Source organism: Paracoccus beibuensis (assembly GCF_026162625.1).
GTDB lineage: Bacteria > Pseudomonadota > Alphaproteobacteria > Rhodobacterales > Rhodobacteraceae > Paracoccus > Paracoccus beibuensis.
This window is the reverse complement of record NZ_JAOTBD010000017.1, coordinates 1-15,720: the sequence shown is the minus strand read 5'-3', so window position 1 is coordinate 15,720 and position 15,720 is coordinate 1. Positions and strand designations below refer to the sequence as shown.

17 protein-coding genes are annotated in these 15,720 nt (G+C 67.4%); 7 read left to right on the top strand and 10 right to left on the bottom strand.

All coding sequences use genetic code 11. The annotated features are described in order from the left end of the window. Nucleotides 1-7 precede the first annotated feature (7 nt). The 4 genes from OC159_RS11675 to coxB all read right to left on the bottom strand — a co-directional run bounded on the left by OC159_RS11675 (nucleotide 8) and on the right by coxB (nucleotide 2,667). Nucleotides 8-580, bottom strand: coding sequence for a cytochrome c oxidase assembly protein (locus OC159_RS11675; protein ID WP_265501331.1), 573 nt, complete (start codon nucleotides 578-580; stop codon nucleotides 8-10). Next, nucleotides 577-780, bottom strand: a complete 204-nt coding sequence (locus tag OC159_RS11670) for a hypothetical protein (protein WP_265501329.1) — start codon at nucleotides 778-780, stop codon at nucleotides 577-579. Before OC159_RS11670 ends, OC159_RS11675 begins: the two co-directional genes overlap by 4 nt. Further along, nucleotides 780-1,697, bottom strand: a complete 918-nt coding sequence (gene cyoE, locus OC159_RS11665) for a heme o synthase (protein WP_265501327.1) — start codon at nucleotides 1,695-1,697, stop codon at nucleotides 780-782. Before cyoE ends, OC159_RS11670 begins: the two co-directional genes overlap by 1 nt. A 64-nt stretch (nucleotides 1,698-1,761) precedes the next feature. Beyond that, nucleotides 1,762-2,667, bottom strand: coding sequence for a cytochrome c oxidase subunit II (coxB, locus tag OC159_RS11660; protein ID WP_265501326.1), 906 nt, complete (start codon nucleotides 2,665-2,667; stop codon nucleotides 1,762-1,764). Nucleotides 2,668-2,869: 202 nt separating this feature from the next. On the opposite strand from coxB, the gene tldD reads away from it, so the two are divergent. The 4 genes from tldD (at nucleotide 2,870) to OC159_RS11640 (ending at nucleotide 8,799) form a co-directional block, all read left to right on the top strand. Next, nucleotides 2,870-4,291, top strand: a complete 1,422-nt coding sequence (gene tldD / locus OC159_RS11655; protein WP_265501325.1) for a metalloprotease TldD — start codon at nucleotides 2,870-2,872, stop codon at nucleotides 4,289-4,291. A 68-nt stretch (nucleotides 4,292-4,359) separates the two neighbouring features. Further along, nucleotides 4,360-5,493, top strand: a complete 1,134-nt coding sequence (dprA, locus tag OC159_RS11650; protein WP_265501324.1) for a DNA-processing protein DprA — start codon at nucleotides 4,360-4,362, stop codon at nucleotides 5,491-5,493. A gap of 70 nt (nucleotides 5,494-5,563) precedes the next feature. Next, nucleotides 5,564-8,251 carry a type I DNA topoisomerase gene (topA, locus tag OC159_RS11645; RefSeq protein ID WP_265501399.1) on the top strand — a complete coding sequence of 896 codons (2,688 nt, stop codon included), beginning with the start codon at nucleotides 5,564-5,566 and terminating at the stop codon, nucleotides 8,249-8,251. A gap of 92 nt (nucleotides 8,252-8,343) precedes the next feature. Continuing rightward, nucleotides 8,344-8,799: a DUF2380 domain-containing protein gene (locus tag OC159_RS11640; protein ID WP_265501323.1), complete on the top strand. Its 456-nt coding sequence runs from the start codon at nucleotides 8,344-8,346 to the stop codon at nucleotides 8,797-8,799. A gap of 70 nt (nucleotides 8,800-8,869) precedes the next feature. Here the strand turns inward: OC159_RS11640 and OC159_RS11635 are convergent, their stop codons facing one another. From OC159_RS11635 to OC159_RS11610, 6 genes are all read right to left on the bottom strand, one after another. Beyond that, on the bottom strand, nucleotides 8,870-9,832 hold the full coding sequence (locus tag OC159_RS11635; protein WP_265501322.1) for a magnesium transporter CorA family protein: 963 nt from the start codon (nucleotides 9,830-9,832) through the stop codon (nucleotides 8,870-8,872). Nucleotides 9,833-9,962: 130 nt separating this feature from the next. Next, entirely contained in the window at nucleotides 9,963-10,160 is a 198-nt protein-coding gene (locus OC159_RS11630) for a CsbD family protein (protein ID WP_265501321.1), read from the bottom strand. Nucleotides 10,161-10,224: 64 nt separating this feature from the next. Further along, on the bottom strand, nucleotides 10,225-11,148 hold the full coding sequence (locus tag OC159_RS11625; RefSeq protein ID WP_265501320.1) for a 2-hydroxyacid dehydrogenase: 924 nt from the start codon (nucleotides 11,146-11,148) through the stop codon (nucleotides 10,225-10,227). Nucleotides 11,149-11,168: 20 nt separating this feature from the next. Beyond that, the gene (locus OC159_RS11620; RefSeq protein ID WP_265501319.1) at nucleotides 11,169-11,501 is read right to left on the bottom strand and encodes a tRNA-binding protein; all 333 of its coding nucleotides are present in this window, start codon (nucleotides 11,499-11,501) and stop codon (nucleotides 11,169-11,171) included. Then, nucleotides 11,498-12,313, bottom strand: coding sequence for a pyrroline-5-carboxylate reductase (gene proC, locus OC159_RS11615; RefSeq protein ID WP_265501318.1), 816 nt, complete (start codon nucleotides 12,311-12,313; stop codon nucleotides 11,498-11,500). The genes OC159_RS11620 and proC overlap by 4 nt, the downstream gene beginning before the upstream one ends. A 36-nt stretch (nucleotides 12,314-12,349) precedes the next feature. Further along, nucleotides 12,350-12,853 carry a type III secretion system chaperone family protein gene (locus OC159_RS11610; RefSeq protein ID WP_265501317.1) on the bottom strand — a complete coding sequence of 168 codons (504 nt, stop codon included), beginning with the start codon at nucleotides 12,851-12,853 and terminating at the stop codon, nucleotides 12,350-12,352. 196 nt (nucleotides 12,854-13,049) lie between these two features. Between OC159_RS11610 and cobD the strand changes: the two genes are divergently transcribed. Genes cobD through ppk2 form a run of 3 tightly spaced genes read left to right on the top strand, consistent with a single transcriptional unit; the run spans nucleotide 13,050 to nucleotide 15,480 of the window. After that, entirely contained in the window at nucleotides 13,050-14,012 is a 963-nt protein-coding gene (cobD, locus tag OC159_RS11605) for a threonine-phosphate decarboxylase CobD (protein WP_265501316.1), read from the top strand. A gap of 41 nt (nucleotides 14,013-14,053) precedes the next feature. Further along, nucleotides 14,054-14,521, top strand: a complete 468-nt coding sequence (locus OC159_RS11600) for a hypothetical protein (protein ID WP_265501315.1) — start codon at nucleotides 14,054-14,056, stop codon at nucleotides 14,519-14,521. A 56-nt stretch (nucleotides 14,522-14,577) separates the two neighbouring features. Continuing rightward, complete coding sequence (ppk2, locus tag OC159_RS11595) at nucleotides 14,578-15,480, top strand: polyphosphate kinase 2 (protein WP_265501313.1); 903 nt, start codon at nucleotides 14,578-14,580, stop codon at nucleotides 15,478-15,480. The last annotated feature ends 240 nt before the right edge of the window (nucleotides 15,481-15,720 follow it).

Sequence of the window (15,720 nt, the reverse complement as noted above, 5' to 3'; positions counted from 1 at the left end):
ATTCGTCTCAGTTGATGGTGTCGGCCGAGCGCGTGTCAAGCGCGGCCTGCCGCGGCTCGGTCCTGTGGAAGGTATAGGACAGCGTGATGTCGCGGACAAAGTTTGCGTCGCGGTCGCTGACCAGTTCCGGATCAACAAAGAAGCTGACCGGCATCTCGACCCGCTCGCCGGGTTGCAGCGTCTGCTCGGTGAAGCAGAAGCACTCGACCTTGATGAAGTAGTAGCCCGCGACCTCGGGTGCGACGTTGTAGCTGGCGGTCCCGGTGATCGGCACGTCGGAGTTGTTGATCGCCTCGTAGAAGGCCAACCCGTTCTCGCCAATCTTCAGGTCCATGCGCGTCTGCATCGGCCGGAAGGTCCATTCCAGATTTTCGTCGGTATTGGCGTCGAAGCGCACCCGCACGACCTCGTCCAGAACCTCGTCCGAGACGCTTTCGGAGACCTGCGTGGTGCCGCCGAAGCCGGTGACGCTGCAGAACCAGTTGTAGAAAGGAACCGCGGCCCAGGCCAGCGCGCCCATCGTGACGACGATGCCCAGCAGCATGGCAACCGTACGGCCCTCGGGGCTCAAACGCTTCATGGAGCGGCCTTCGGCGCAGGCTCGACCGGGGTCAGCGAGACGCGGGGCTGGTGGTCGAAGGCCTCGACCAACCCACCCTGGCGCACCTTGACCACCGTCAGCGCGAAGACCAGCGCCACGAAGGCCAGAAGCACGATGCCCAGGCCCGTGTTGCGCGACCGGCGCCGCGAATGCAGATCGTGTTCGGCATGCAATGCCATCACCAACCTCCTATCCAGCCCTGCACCAGCAGGGCGAGGAAATGCAGGAACAGAAAATAGAGCGACAGCTTGAAGACGCGCTTTTCCACCGCGTAGCCGTCGGCGACCGCCTCATCCTCGGCCCGGCGCATGATCTGCCAGCCGCCGCGGATGAAGGCCGCGTTGAGCACCACCGCCACCGCCATGTAGAGTGGCCCGCCGATCGAGGTCAGCCCCAGCCAGACCGCGAAGGGCGCAAGGACGAGCGTATATGCGAAGATGTGCACCCGCGTGGCGCGGCGACCGTGGGTGACGGTCAGCATCGGCACGCCAGCCTTGTGATAGTCCTCCTTCATGAACAGCGCGAGCGCCCAGAAATGCGGCGGCGTCCAGAAGAAGATCAGCGCGAACATCAGCAGCGATTCGACCGTGATGCCGCCCGTTGCGCAGGCCCATCCGATCATCGGCGGAAACGCCCCGGCGGCGCCGCCGATGACGATGTTCTGCGGCGTCCAGCGCTTGAGCCAGACCGTGTAGACGACCGCATAGAAGAAGATCGTGAACAGCAGGAAGCCTGCCGCGAACCAGTTCGCCACCAGGCCCAGCATCATCACCGAGATCAGGCCCAGCACGATGCCCAGCCCCAGCGCCTCGGTCCCCTGGACACGGCCCGAGGGGATCGGGCGGCCCTGCGTGCGGTTCATCACCGCGTCGATGTCGCGGTCGTACCACATGTTGAGCGCGCCGGAGGCCCCGCCGCCAAGCGCGATGAACAGGATCGAACAGAAGCCGATGAACGGATGCACGTCGACCGGTGCGACCCACAGGCCCACGAAGGCCGTGAAGACCACAAGCGACATCACCCGCGGCTTGAGCAGGGCGACATAGTCGCCGAACTCGGCCTCGGGCGCGGTCTCATATGCGTTGATATCGGTCATCGCACCTTCGTTCGGTTGGCCTGGGTCGCGCGGCTCAGGGATCGGCGCGACCTGGGGGTTTGTCTTACTCAGCGCGGGCCAGCTCCACCTCGGCGGCGGGGTCCAGGCTTGCGGTCGCGGCCTCGGGCTCGCCCAGGGTGCCGCCCTGCTCGGCGACCCAGGCGGCATAAATTTCAGGGCTGACAGCCTTCACCACGATCGGCATGTAGGCGTGGTTGATGCCGCAAAGCTCGCTGCACTGGCCGAAATAGACGCCTTCCTGTTCCACGTTGAACCAGGCCTGGGCGATCCGGCCGGGAACGGCGTCCTGCTTCACGGCGAAGGCCGGGATGGTCCAGGAATGGATCACGTCGCTGGCGGTCACCTGCAGCAGCACGGTCTGGCCCACTGGCACGACCACGGCGGTGTCGGTCGCCAGCAGGTATTCATCCTCGGAATAGCCGTACTCCGCCAGTTCTTCCTTGGGCAGCAGCAGCGAATCGAATGCGACCCCGTTATCGGGGTATTCATAGGACCAGTACCACTGGTGGCCGGTCGCCTTGATGACGATGTCGGGGTCGGGCGGCATTTCCTGGCTGCGGAACAGGATCGGCAGCGAGAACGCGCCGATACCGACCAGGATCAGCACCGGGCCCAAGGTCCAGCCGATTTCCAGGACGGTGTTGTGGGTGAACTTCGCGGGAACCGGGTTCGACCGGGCGTTGAAGCGGAAGATCACGATCAGGATCAGAAGGCAGACCAGCACCGTCACGGCGGTGATCAGGATCAGCACATAGTGGTCCAGCCATTGCTGATCGCGCGCCAGTTCGGTCGCAGGCGGCTGAAAGCCGGTCGCCCCGTTCTGCGGTTTGCCGATAACGGGCAGTTCGCCCAGCACATCCTGCGCCAGTGCAGTTCCGGCCAACATGCCCGCAGTTGCGAACCCCGTAGCTGCCGCGACTGCACGGCGAATCATCGCTCTTGCCATCATTCCATCCCGTTGCGTTGGCCCGACCGTCATGGCCGCAAGGGCCGCCGCAAGGCTGCCCCTTTTCCTTTCACAGTGACCGCTCTATGACCATATCTCGCCCTCACGGGCAAGTCATACCTATAGCAATTCCCGCCGAAGTGGGAACGCGACCCGCTGCCGCGCCCGACCGAACCCGGTCCCGTCCCCCGCACAGGAGCCCCGCATGAGCCGCCAGACCTTCGACCCCTTCGCCGCACATCTGGACCGCGACCGCGCCCTGGCCATCCTGCGCGACGCGGTCAATGGCGCCGACGACGGAGAGCTGTTCTTCGAGCGCAGCCAGTCCGAGTCGCTGGTCTTCGACGACGGCCGGCTGCGCAACTCCAGTTTCATGGCGGGCCAGGGCTTCGGTCTTCGCGCGGTGCGGGGCGAGGTTTCGGGCTATGCCCATTCGACCGAGATTTCCGAGCCCGCCCTTCTTCGCGCCGCCGAGACCGCGCGCCTGGCCGTGGGCCAGGGGGGCGGCATCCTTGCGCCGGCCCCGGCCATGCAGCCGGTAAACCTCTATTCCGCCATCGACCCGGCCGAGGGGATCTCGGTCGCGCGGCGCATCGCGCTGCTGCGCGAAATCGACGACTATGCCCGGGCGCTGGACCCGCGGGTGGTTCAGGTCACCGTTTCCATGGGCAGCAGTGTGCAGGAGGTCTCGATCCTGCGCCCCGAGGGCGCGCTGGCCACGGACACCCGGCCGATGACGCGGCTTAATGTCACAGTGATCGTCGAAAACAACGACCGGCGCGAAAGCGGCAATGCGGGCGGCGGCGGGCGGCATGCGCTGGAACAGCTGATGGCGCCGGACCATTGGCAGGGCCTGGTGCACGAGGCGCTGCGCATCGCGCTTGTCAATCTGCGTTCGGTCCCCGCGCCTGCGGGGGTGATGGACGTGGTACTTGGCCCCGGCTGGCCGGGCATCCTGCTGCACGAGGCGGTGGGCCACGGGCTGGAGGGTGATTTCAACCGCAAGAAGGCCAGCGCCTTCGCGGGCCTGATGGGTCAGCGCGTCGCCGCGCCCGGCGTCACCGTCGTCGACGACGGCACCATCCCCGACCGCCGCGGCAGCATCAACATCGACGACGAAGGCACGCCCCCTGCCCGCAACGTGCTGATCGAGGACGGCATCCTGACCGGTTACATGCAGGACCGCCAGAACGCGCGGCTGATGGGCGTGACCCCCACAGGCAACGGGCGGCGCGAAAGCTTCGCGCATGTGCCGATGCCGCGGATGACCAACACCTACATGCCGGGCGGCGATGCCGATCCGGCGGCGATTCTGGCCGACCTCAGGGACGGGATCTATGCCGTGGGCTTCGGCGGCGGTCAGGTGGACATCACCAACGGCAAGTTCGTGTTTTCCTGCACCGAAGCCTATCGCGTGACGAACGGCGTCGTGGGCGACCCGATTCGCGGCGCAACCTTGATCGGCGACGGCGCGACGGCACTGCAGCAGGTGCGCGCGATCGGCAACGACATGGCGCTGGACCCGGGCATCGGCAATTGCGGCAAGCAGGGCCAGTGGGTTCCGGTGGGCGTGGGCCAGCCCACGCTGATGATCGGCGGGCTGACGGTCGGTGGTTCCGCCACCTGACGCCCTGACGCTAACCGGTTGTTAACCTTCGTTGGGCTAGTCCTTCCTTCTGACAAGCAGGAGGCGACATGGACAGCGCGCGATTCGGCATGCCCGCCCCGATAACGGCGGACGACGACATGTCGGTGCTGCGGCTGATCCGGTCGCGCCGCGTCGGACCCGCGACCTATCACCGGATGATCGCGGAACATGGCTCGGCCCGCGCGGCGCTGGAGGCGCTTCCCGGTATCGCGGCCGCCGCCGGGATCGCGGACTATCGCACCTGTCCCGAAGCCGTGGCCGCGGCCGAACTGGCCGCCGGGCGCCGGGCGGGGGCGCTGCTGCTGCGCTGCGATTCGCGTGACTATCCGGACGCGCTGCGCGAAATCGACAGCGCACCTCCGATCCTCTGGGTCCGGGGGGATCCGTCATGGCTGTCGCGGCAGGTGGTGGCGGTGATCGGGGCGCGCAACGCCTCGTCGCTGGGGCTGCGGATGGCGCGTGGCATGGCGGCCGGTCTGGGAGAGTCCGGCTTCACCGTCGCGGCGGGTTTGGCCCGGGGCGTCGACACCGCCGCCCACACCGCCGCCCTTTCCACAGGCACCATCGCCGTCATGGCCGGCGGGGTCGACGTGATCTATCCGCCCGAAAACGCGGCGCTGGCCGCGCAGATCGCCGAAGCCGGCGTGATCGTGTCGGAACAGCCGCCGGGGACCGAACCTCAGGCCCGCCATTTCCCGACCCGCAACCGCATCGTCTCGGGTTTGTCGGCGGCGGTCGTCGTCATCGAGGCCGCCCATCGCTCTGGCACCCTCATCACCGCCAAGAACGCGCTGGATCAGGGGCGCGAGGTGATGGCGGTTCCCGGCCATCCGATGGATGCCCGCGCCTCGGGCTGCAACGCGCTGATCCGTGACGGTGCAACCTTGGTGCGCAGTGCCGCCGACGTCGCGGACGCGCTGGCCGCCATTGCGCCTGCGCCCGAACGCCGGCGGACGCGGCAGCCCGCGCTGCTCGACACCGCTCCGGCCCCGCCGCGCCCGACCCCGCCCCTGCAGCTGGAGGGCCGGATCCTGTCGCGCCTGACCCCCTCCCCCACCGAGGAGAACGACCTGATCCGCGACCTCGGCGTACCCGCCGCATCGGCCAGCGCGGCGATCCTGTCGCTGGAACTGCAGGGCCGGGTGACCCGCATGGCCGGAGGCCGCGTAGCGCTGTCCTGAACGGCGCCCCGTTGACACCGCGCCGCCCGGCACCCATGTTGCCGCCCCATTGCAGTTGCCCGAGGTCACCATGCCCGTCGTCGTCGTCGAATCCCCGGCCAAGGCCAAGACCATCGAGAAATATCTCGGCGGGGACTATCGCGTTCTTGCCAGCTTCGGCCATGTCCGCGACCTGCCACCCAAGGACGGCAGCGTCGATCCCGACCACGAATTCGACATGAAGTGGGAAGTCGCGGCGGACAGCAAGAAGCACCTCAAGGCGATCAGGGACGCGCTGAAGGACGACCAGACGCTGATCCTGGCCACCGACCCCGACCGCGAGGGCGAGGCGATCAGCTGGCACCTGCTGGAAGCGCTGGCCCCCGCCCTGAAGAAGGGCAGCGACGTCAGCCGCGTGACCTTCAACGCGATCACCAAGGCCGCCGTGACCGAGGCGATGGGCAAGCCCCGCCAGATCGACCAGCCGCTGGTCGACGCCTATCTGGCGCGCCGGGCGCTGGACTATCTGGTCGGCTTCAACCTGTCGCCGGTCCTGTGGCGCAAGCTGCCGGGCGCCAAGTCGGCGGGCCGGGTGCAGTCGGTCTGCCTGCGGCTGATCGTCGACCGGGAAATGGAGATCGAGGCCTTCAAGGCCCGCGAATACTGGTCCGTGCATGCCCGGCTGGCCACGCCCTCGGGTGCGGAATACGACGCCCAGCTGGTGCAACTGGCCGGAGCCAAGCTGGACCGCTTCGACCTGGCCACCGCGGAACAGGCCGCCATGGCCGTCAGCGCCGTCTCCAGCCGCGCGCTGACCGTGACGGGCGTCACCGCGAAGCCCGCGAGCCGCAATCCATGGCCACCCTTCATGACCTCGACCCTGCAGCAAGAGGCCAGCCGCAAGATGGGCATGGGCGCCAAGGCCTGCATGTCTGCGGCGCAGCGTCTGTACGAGGCCGGACTGATCACCTACATGCGGACCGACGGCATCGACATGGCGCCCGAGGCCGTGATGGCCGCCCGCGACGCGATCAAGGCCAAGTTCGGCGAGAAATACCTGCCGAAATCGCCGCGCATGTACAAGAACAAGGCCAAGAACGCGCAGGAAGCGCATGAATGCATCCGGCCTACGGACATGATGCTGTCGCCCGACCAGCTGAAGGTCAGCGCCGACGACCAGCGCAAGCTTTACGACCTGATCTGGAAGCGGACCATCGCCAGCCAGATGGAAGCCGCCCGGATGGAGCGCACGACGGTCGAGATCGCCAGCCCCGACAACCAGGTCGGCCTGCGCGCGACTGGCCAGGTGATGCTGTTCGACGGCTTCTTGCGCGTCTACGACCAGGGCCGCGACGATGACGAAGGCGAAGACAGCGCCCGCCTGCCCGCCATCACCGAGGGAGAGGCCGCGAAGCTCGTCGGCCATGCTTTTGACGGCGAATTCACCAAGGCCGGTGATCGGACCGTTCCGCTGCCGCGGGCCCCGAATGGCCAACGTGCCGCGCCGGGCCTGCTGATGAACGACCAGGGACAGGTTGCGGCGCGCCAGCATTTCACCCAGCCTCCGCCCCGCTATACCGAGGCGACCCTGGTCAAGCGGATGGAGGAACTGGGCATCGGGCGGCCGTCGACCTATGCCAGCATCGTCACGACGATCCAGGATCGCGATTATGTCCGCAAGGACAAGAACCGCCTGATCCCCGAGGACAAGGGACGGCTGGTCACGATCTTCCTGCTGAAATACTTTCCGCGCTATGTCAGCTATGACTTCACGGCCGACCTGGAGAACGAGCTGGACGAGATCAGCGCCGGCGACCGGCTGTGGCGCGAGGTCCTCGGTCGTTTCTGGAAGGATTTTTCGAAGGCGCTGGAAGGCACGTCCGACCTGCGCATCACCGAGGTGCTGGATGCCATCGACGACGCGCTGGCGCCCCATCTGTATCCGCCGCGCGCGGATGGGGGCGATCCGCGTGTCTGTCCGCTCTGCGGCCAGGGTCGGCTGAACCTGAAGACGGCGCGCTCGGGCGGGGCCTTCATCGGCTGCACGAACTATCCCGAATGCCGCTATACGCGTCCGCTGTCGGCCCCCGATGGCGAGGCCCCGGTAGGCGACCGCGTGCTGGGCGAGGATGCCGGCGATCCGATCAGCCTCAAGACCGGCCGCTTCGGCCCCTATGTCCAGCGCGGCGAGGCCACCGAAGAGACCCCGAAGCCGCCCCGCGCCTCGATCCCGAAGGGTTGGGATGCCGGCAGCCTCGACCTGGAAAAGGCCGTCCAGCTCTTGTCCCTGCCCCGTCCCATCGGCCCCCACCCCGAGGATGGGGTGCTGATCGAGGCGGGCATCGGGCGCTTTGGCCCCTACGTCAAGCACGGATCGAAATACGCCAACATCGCCGACGTGGACGAGGTCTTTACCATCGGCATGAACCGCGCGGTCGAGGTGCTCGCCTCGAAGCAGACGCGCGGACGTGGCGCGGCCGCGGCCCCGCTGCGCGAGATGGGCGAACATCCGGACGGCGGCCCGATCCAGGTGATGAACGGGCGCTATGGTCCCTACGTAAAATGGGGCAAGGTCAATGCGACGCTGCCTCGCGATGCCACGCCCGAAGATCTTACCGTCGAGCAGGCGCTGGAGCTGATCGCGGCCAAATCAGCGAAATCGCCGAAGAAGGCGGCGAAGAAGCCGGCGGCCAAGACTGCCGCCAAAAAGCCTGCCGCGAAGAAGCCTGCCGCCAAAAAGGCCGCACCGCAGAAGGCAGCGCCCAAGGCGGACGACTGATCGTGCCCTTCCGATCATCTCCGACCTTTGGCGGATTTCCGGGCGGCGCCGATGCGCTAGGCTGAAGGCTTCCAGGTTGGAGGCCGGGCCAGATGTTCAGGATCAGGATGGCGGCCCTGCTGTGGCTGGCGGCATCGCCCGCAATGGCCGAGGGGGTGGCGATCTTTCCGCCGAAGCTGCTCGACACCTCGCACGAGGCCCGCGACCAGAGCGCCGATCATCAGCGCCGCCTGGACTTGCTGGCCGGGATCCTGTCCGAGAGCCTGACCCCCTCGGTGATAATCCGCAGCGGGCAGGTCGCATCGGCCTGTTCGCCGGAAACGACCGGATGCCTTCTGGCGCTGGCACGTGACAGCCAGGCCGACCGGTCCCTGTTCGTCGTGGTCCAGAAGACCAGCACGCTGATCATGCAGATATTCACGACCCTGGTCGACACCAGCAGCGGAGAGCTGATCGCCAGCCCCAGCCTCAACTTCCGCGGCGACACCGATGAAGCGTGGCGGCGCGCGGGACGCTTCCTGGCGCGGGACCTGAAGGACGATCTGTAAGGGACGCAGGCCGTGACAGGCGCAGCAAACCGAGCTGTTCCCTCATCGGGCCGCGTTTAGCCGAAGCCCCTCAGATCCAGTGCTTCCAGCGCAGGAACAGCCAGGTGCCAAGCGTGGTCAGCCCCATCAGCGCCAGCGCGAAGCCATAGCCCCAGGGTTCGTCCAGTTCGGGCATATGGGTGAAGTTCATGCCATAGATGCTGGCGATCAGCGTCGGCGGCAGGAACAGCGCGGCAATGACCGACAGGATGCGGACGGTGTTGTTCTGCTGCAGGTTGATCATGCCGAGCGTCGTGTCCACGGCCAGGCTGACGCGGCTGCCCAGGAAGTCCGCGTGGACCTCCAGCGCCTGAACGTCGCGGATCTGGGCGCGGATCGCCGGGCGCAGCCGGCCGGCATCGGGGCGGTCCTCGATGACGGCGGTATAGAAGGCCAGGATCCGTTCGATCGTCAGAAGCCCGAGACGCACGCGCGCCATCGTCTCGGCCTCCCGGCCAACGGCCTCCAGCGCGGACTGCAGGCGGTCGGGTCCGGTGCGTGCCGTCCGACGCTCGAAGATGCCGGCGGTGGTATCGTCCAGAAGCCGTCCCGCCCCTTCCAGGATGTCGGCCATGCGCGCGATGATCTCCTCGAGCAGGCCGAGAAACAGACGGTCCGGCGCGCCGCAGCCCAAGGTGGACCGTTCGGCCCGCGTCGGGAAGGTCAGGAACGGTCGCGGCGAATGGTGGCGGACGGTGACCAGCCGCGCCTGGGACAGCACGAATGTCACCGGCATCGAGGCGCGGTCGCCGCCCGCCTTCTCGCCCGGCAGCACGGCCGTCATGTAGTCCAGCCCACCCTCTCTATAAAGCCTGTTCGACAGCTCGATCTCTTCCATCTCGGCCAGCGACGGCAGGACCACGCCCATGTCGTGCAGCAGCCGCATCTCGGCGTCCGACGGCTGGACCAGGTCGATCCACATCGCGCCCGTCAGATCATTGTCACGGTCAAGGCGCACGAGCCGATTGCCGGTGACGTTGTAGGCATAGAGCATCGGCTGATCCTTGACCGGGATGGGCCTGCGGCCCGAGCACCTTGGTGCCAAAGCAGCCGGAGGCATTCAAGCAGGCGGAACGAAAAATGGCGCCCCTAGGGGCGCCATTTCCCGTCACCACGTCCGGCGATCACTTGTCGCGGAAGTAGTCGTTGATCTGCTGGTCGGCCTCTTCCTTGGTCCAGCCGTATTTTTCCTGAAGCTTGCCGGCCAGGCGGTCCTTGTTGCCGTCCACCTGGTCCAGCTCGTCATCGGTCAGCTCGCCCCATTTCTCCTTGGCGGCGCCCTGAAGCTGCTTCCACTTGCCCTGAATGATATCCCAGTTCATGTCGCACCCATATGCTGCGGTTGATCTGGGAAAGAACCCGGCGCGCCGGGGTGGGGTTCCTCTGCTACACGATCATGTCAGGAGGATGCTGCCCTTCGGCAAAGGCGACAAGGTTCCTCAGCGCGCGCAGGCCCATCAGCGTCCGCGTCTCGTCGGTGGCGGTGCCCAGGTGCGGCAGCAGCGTGGCGTTCGGTGCCTCCAGCAGGGCTTGGGGGACATGGGGTTCGCGGGCATAGACGTCCAGTCCGGCACCGGCGATGGCACCCGACTGCAGCGCCGCAATCAGCGCGCCCTCTTCGACGACGTCGCCGCGTGCGATGTTGATCAGGACCGATTGCGGACCCAGCGCGCGCAGCTCGGGGTCGCCGATCATGCCGCGCGTGCCCGCCCCGCCCGGGACGGCGATGACCGCCACGTCGCAGGCCCACAGCATCCGGTGCAGATCGGCGATCTGGCGCGCCGGAATGTCCAGCGCGGACACGGGAGAACGGTTGAAGAACACCACGTCCATGCCGAAGCCCAGGTGACAGCGGCGCGCGATGGCCTTGCCGATGCGCCCCATGCCGACGATGCCGACGATGCGGCCGGTCATCTCGTGCCCCAGCAGCTGGGTCGGGTTCCAGCCGGTCCACTGCCCGGCGCGCAGCAGGCGTTCACCCTCGGACGCGCGGCGCAGCGTCATCAGCATCAGCGTCAGCGCGATGTCGGCGGTGGCGTCGGTCACGACATCGGGCGTGTTCGTGACAGTGATCCCGGCGGCCTTGGCGGCGGCGATGTCGATGTGGTTGAAACCCGCCCCGAAGTTCGCCAACATCCGGCAACGCAGATCGCCCTGGAACGCCTTTGCGGTGAACGCATCGCCAAGCGTCGGCAGGACTGCGTCGAAGTCGCGCATGGCCTGCCCGGCCTCTGCCTCGGTCAGGGGCGTGTTGTCGCGGAAGGTGGCGTCAAAGCGGCCGCGGATGGCGGTGGTCGCGCGCGCGGTCATGGGGCGGGTGACGAGCAGCTTCAATAGAGCCTCCCTCCGTCGGGGACGGGCAGGTCGGGGCGGATCAGCACGACCTCTCCGTCCGGGTCGGGGACGCCCAGAACCAGCACCTCGGACATCATGGGGCCGATCTGGCGCGGCGGAAAGTTCACGACGCACAGCACCTGCCGCCCGACCAGCGTTTCCGGATCGTAATGCCGGGTGATCTGGGCCGAGGAGTTGCGCTCTCCCAGTTCTCCAAGGTCGAGCCACAGCTTGATCGCGGGCTTTCTCGCCTCGGGGAAGGGTTCGGCGCGGGTGATCGTGCCCACGCGAATGTCGACCCTGAGGAAATCGTCGAAGCCGATCGTCATGCCTCGCCCCGTCCCAGGGCGCGGCCACGTTCTGTCGCGGCGGTGACGGTGCGGACCATCAGCGGCGGCAGGCCGGTGTCTTCGTCCATCAGGACCTTCAGGCCCGCCGCCGTCGTCCCCCCGGGCGAGGTGACGTTCTGGCGCAGGATCGCCGGGTCCTCGTCCTCGTGGACCGCCAGCGCGCCCGCGCCCGCGACGGTCGCGCGCGCCAGTTCCAGCGCAAGCCGGGGCGACAGTCCCTGCGCCTCTCCGGCCTGGGCCATCGCCTCGATCAGGTGGAAGACATAGGCCGGCCCGCTGCCCGAGAGGCCGGTGACGGCATCCATCTGGTCCTCGCTGTCCAGCCGGACGACGCGGCCCACCGCGCGCATCAGCACTGCGGCCAGGTCCAGCTGCGCGGGCGTCGTCCTGCGGTTGCCGATCATGGCCGAGATGCCCTGCCCGATGGCGGCAGGCGTGTTGGGCATCACGCGGACGATGGGCGCATCGGGGAACGCGACCTCGAAGCTGGCGATGGTGGTGCCCGCCGCGACCGAGATGACCAGCGCGTCCGCAAGCTTCGGCACCTGGCCCAGGGCGTCGGTCATCATCTGCGGCTTGACGGCCAGCACCAGGACGGCGGGATTTTCCGGCAGCGCCGCGTTCACGCGCAGGCCCTTGTCCTGCCATTCGGGGGCCAGCCGGGGATCGATGACCGTGACCGCGCCGGGCTGCAGCCCGCGGGCCAGCCAGCCCTTCAGCATCGCCCCGCCCATGCGGCCGCAGCCGACCAGGACCAGCCCGCGCGCGTTGATGTCGTCGAAATCCGTCATCGCCTTCCCCTTGCCAGCCGGGGACAAAGCGCCCCCTCAGGCCCGTCCGTAGGCCTGCCCAAGCGCGATGTCCAGCGCAGCCGCAGGACCCGTATCAGCCCAGCCCACCAGTTGGAACGAGGGGTAGAACCGCTCGCACGCGGCGACGGCGTTGCGGATCATCTGGTCGACCTGTTCCGGCAGCGCGATCGCGTCGCCGGCCAGCACCAGACCATAGCGCCAGACCATCAGCTGCTGCGCCGCCCAAAACGTGAAGCTGCCGTCCCAGACCTGGTCGTTGGCCAGGTTGATCGCCTCGTAGATCATCGGCAGCTTGTCCTTGGGCGGGTCCAGGTCGAAGGTGCAGACCAGCCTCAGGACTTCTTCCCGCGGGGACCAGGCCAAGGTAAGCGAATAGCTGCGCCACTGCCCCTCGACCACCATGGCGATCTGGTCGTCGGCCAGCCGGTCGAAATCCCATTCGTGATGGGTCGCCACGGCTTCGACGATGTCGATCGGATGGATCTCGTCGCTGGCGATGAAATGATCGGTCTGTGCCATGGCTGCCTCCTGCCGAGAGAGGTGCGGGGAAGCCCCGCCCCTTGGTGGCTACACAACACCGGGCAGGGCCGCCCGGTTGCGCTTACCATATATCGTGGTCGCGTTGATCTGGACTGTAAAGCGATAATTCCGTGACGGATTGCGAGGGGCCCGTCCCTGCCCTACCAGAGGCTGAGGAAGCGAAAGGGCGGGCAACATGGCAAGGGATCACGGGGGAAATGCCGATGTCGCGCGCAGCCAGTATGGCGGCGACGACTGGATCGACCTGTCGACGGGAATTAACCGCCGACCGTGGCCGGTGCCAGCCCTGCCCGATTCCGTCTGGCGCGACCTTCCCACCGCAGAAATCCAGGCGCAGGCCACCAAGGCCGCCGCCGCATGGTTCGGCTGCCGTCCCGAGCAGGTCCTGCCGATGGCCGGTGCCTCGGCTGCGATCCAGCTGCTCCCGCGCTTGGGGGCGCGGGGGCGCGCAGCGGTTTTGTCGCCAAGCTATAACGAACACACCGCCAGCCTGTCTGCAGCCGGCTGGCAGGTCGGGCCCGCGACCGACACAGCCGCGATGGAGGGGGCTGACCTGGCGGTGGTGGTGAACCCGAACAACCCCGATGGCCGGGAATGGTCGCCCGACGCGCTCGCGCGGCTGGCCACGGGGGTCGGGCGCCTGATCGTGGATGAAAGCTTTGCCGATCCCCGCCCGGACCTGTCGCTGGCCCCTGCTCTGCCCGCCAATGCCGTTGTGCTGCGCAGCTTCGGCAAGTTCTGGGGCTTGGCCGGGCTGCGGCTCGGCTTCGTCATCGGCGCGCCGGACCTGCTGGAAGAGCTGCGAGAGGCGGCGGGGCCGTGGTCGGTGAACGGCCCCGCCCTGGCCATCGCCACCGCCGCCATGGCCGACAGGAGCTGGGCCGACGATACGGTCGGCTATCACAGCGAGGCCAGTCTGCGTCTGGACATGCTGGCCGCAGGCGCGGGATGGGCCTGCGTCGGCGGCACGCACCTGTTCCGCCTCTACGAGACGCCGGACGCGCGCGCAGCGCAGGACAGGCTTGCGCGGGCGCGGATCTGGACGCGGCGGTTTCCCTATTCCGACCGTTGGCTGCGGCTTGGCATTCCCGGCAACCGCACCGAGTGGGACCGTCTGGCCGCCGCCCTGCACGCCTGATGCAACCGCGGCCATGTCCGCCGCCTCGAAGGATACACGCCATGCCCCGTCCCATTCGCCTCGCGATCGTTCTTGCGCTGACACCGCTTGCCGCGCTGGCGGACGCGGCGCTGATCGTGATCGACCGCACGCAGCTGCCTTTCGAGCTGGGACCGGGCCATCCGGCGAACACCCCCGCCCGCACCGGGAACCAGCCCAACGCGGCGGCCAATTCCGCCGGGAACACCGCGAACTCTCCGGCGGCGTGGGAAAACAGGCCCTCGAACCCCGCGAACGAGGCGCGACTGATCTTCACCGCCGACGGCGAGGTCAGGGGATATTACGCGCCAAGCGCAGCCGGGGTGCTGAACCTGTTCGACATCTCCGGACGCCGCATCGCCTATCGCCCCGCCCGCGGCACGCAAAGCCTGTTTTCGGTCCAGGGCGCGTGGTGCGGCACGGTGGACCAGACGCCCGAGGGGCTTGTCATGGCCGTCACGCCCCAATGCGCCGCACTTTTCGGCAACTGACGTAAGACCGTTACATTCGCCCCCTAGACCCCGCGACAGCCCTGCCGGAGAAGACGATGAACACCTATCACGATTGGCTGGAAGCCGAGCTTCAGGAAACGCTGGACGAGGACATGGAGATCGACCTCGAGGATGCCGTCCTGTCCGAAGAGATCCGGCGCATCTATCGCGATCATCATCCGGACCAGATGAACCGGAAGGAATACTTCCACGAGCTGCTGCGGTTGCAGTCCGAACTGATCCGCCTGCAGGACTGGGTCAGCCATCACAAGGAAAAGGTCGTGGTGGTCTTCGAGGGCCGCGATTCCGCCGGCAAGGGCGGCGCGATCAAGCGGATCACCCAGCGCCTGAACCCGCGCGTGGCGCGTGTCGTGGCCCTGCCCGCGCCGTCCGACCGGGAAAAGACGCAGTGGTATTTCCAGCGCTATGTCCCCCACCTGCCGGCGGGCGGCGAGATCGTGCTGTTCGACCGCAGCTGGTACAATCGCGCGGGCGTCGAGCGGGTAATGGGTTTCGCCTCTGAAGACCAGGTCGAGCAATTCTTCCAGGACGTCCCGGAATTCGAGCGGATGCTGGTCCGGTCGGGCATCCGGCTGATCAAGTACTGGTTCTCGATCACCGACGAGGAACAGCAGATGCGGTTCCAGATCCGCATCCACGACCCGCTGAAACAGTGGAAGCTGTCGCCCATGGACCTGCAGTCCCGCATCCGGTGGGAGGCCTATACCAAGGCCAAGGAAGAGATGTTCGAGCGCACGAACATCCCCGAGGCGCCCTGGTACATCGTTCCCGGCAACGACAAGAAGCGGGCTCGGCTGAACTGCATCAGCCACCTGCTGGGGCTGATCCCCTACGGCGACGTTCCGCACGAGGAGATCCGCCTGCCCGAGCGGGTCTTCAATCCCGACTACGAACGGGAGGTGCTGCCGCGCGAGCTATACGTGCCGCAAAAGTACTGAGGGGTTCCATCAGCTTCGACCGACCCTCGCGCAGCATCTCGAACAGCCTGCTGAAGAAGTCGGTGCTCGACCCGGTTCGAGGAACATGGTTCCCCGTCGGGGGGCAAGGGGGGGGGCCGGGGCGGGGGTGATGATGCGGGGCACGGACGAGACGAGCGGGTCGCTGTTCAGCTGTGTCGATCCCGAGGAGCGCATCCGGCACGGCATCCGGCTCGCGCAAGATCCGGCAGGTGGTGAACG

Excerpts from the sequence above, each read along its gene's own strand:
- OC159_RS11675 (WP_265501331.1), bottom strand. The coding sequence starts at position 580 with ATGAAGCGTTTGAGCCCCGAGGGCCGTACGGTTGCCATGCTGCTGGGC.
- OC159_RS11670 (WP_265501329.1), bottom strand. The coding sequence starts at position 780 with ATGGCATTGCATGCCGAACACGATCTGCATTCGCGGCGCCGGTCGCGC.
- cyoE (WP_265501327.1), bottom strand. The coding sequence starts at position 1,697 with ATGACCGATATCAACGCATATGAGACCGCGCCCGAGGCCGAGTTCGGC.
- coxB (WP_265501326.1), bottom strand. The coding sequence starts at position 2,667 with ATGATGGCAAGAGCGATGATTCGCCGTGCAGTCGCGGCAGCTACGGGG.
- tldD (WP_265501325.1), top strand. The coding sequence starts at position 2,870 with ATGAGCCGCCAGACCTTCGACCCCTTCGCCGCACATCTGGACCGCGAC.
- dprA (WP_265501324.1), top strand. The coding sequence starts at position 4,360 with ATGGACAGCGCGCGATTCGGCATGCCCGCCCCGATAACGGCGGACGAC.
- topA (WP_265501399.1), top strand. The coding sequence starts at position 5,564 with ATGCCCGTCGTCGTCGTCGAATCCCCGGCCAAGGCCAAGACCATCGAG.
- OC159_RS11640 (WP_265501323.1), top strand. The coding sequence starts at position 8,344 with ATGTTCAGGATCAGGATGGCGGCCCTGCTGTGGCTGGCGGCATCGCCC.
- OC159_RS11635 (WP_265501322.1), bottom strand. The coding sequence starts at position 9,832 with ATGCTCTATGCCTACAACGTCACCGGCAATCGGCTCGTGCGCCTTGAC.
- OC159_RS11630 (WP_265501321.1), bottom strand. The coding sequence starts at position 10,160 with ATGAACTGGGATATCATTCAGGGCAAGTGGAAGCAGCTTCAGGGCGCC.
- OC159_RS11625 (WP_265501320.1), bottom strand. The coding sequence starts at position 11,148 with ATGACCGCGCGCGCGACCACCGCCATCCGCGGCCGCTTTGACGCCACC.
- OC159_RS11620 (WP_265501319.1), bottom strand. The coding sequence starts at position 11,501 with ATGACGATCGGCTTCGACGATTTCCTCAGGGTCGACATTCGCGTGGGC.
- proC (WP_265501318.1), bottom strand. The coding sequence starts at position 12,313 with ATGACGGATTTCGACGACATCAACGCGCGCGGGCTGGTCCTGGTCGGC.
- OC159_RS11610 (WP_265501317.1), bottom strand. The coding sequence starts at position 12,853 with ATGGCACAGACCGATCATTTCATCGCCAGCGACGAGATCCATCCGATC.
- cobD (WP_265501316.1), top strand. The coding sequence starts at position 13,050 with ATGGCAAGGGATCACGGGGGAAATGCCGATGTCGCGCGCAGCCAGTAT.
- OC159_RS11600 (WP_265501315.1), top strand. The coding sequence starts at position 14,054 with ATGCCCCGTCCCATTCGCCTCGCGATCGTTCTTGCGCTGACACCGCTT.
- ppk2 (WP_265501313.1), top strand. The coding sequence starts at position 14,578 with ATGAACACCTATCACGATTGGCTGGAAGCCGAGCTTCAGGAAACGCTG.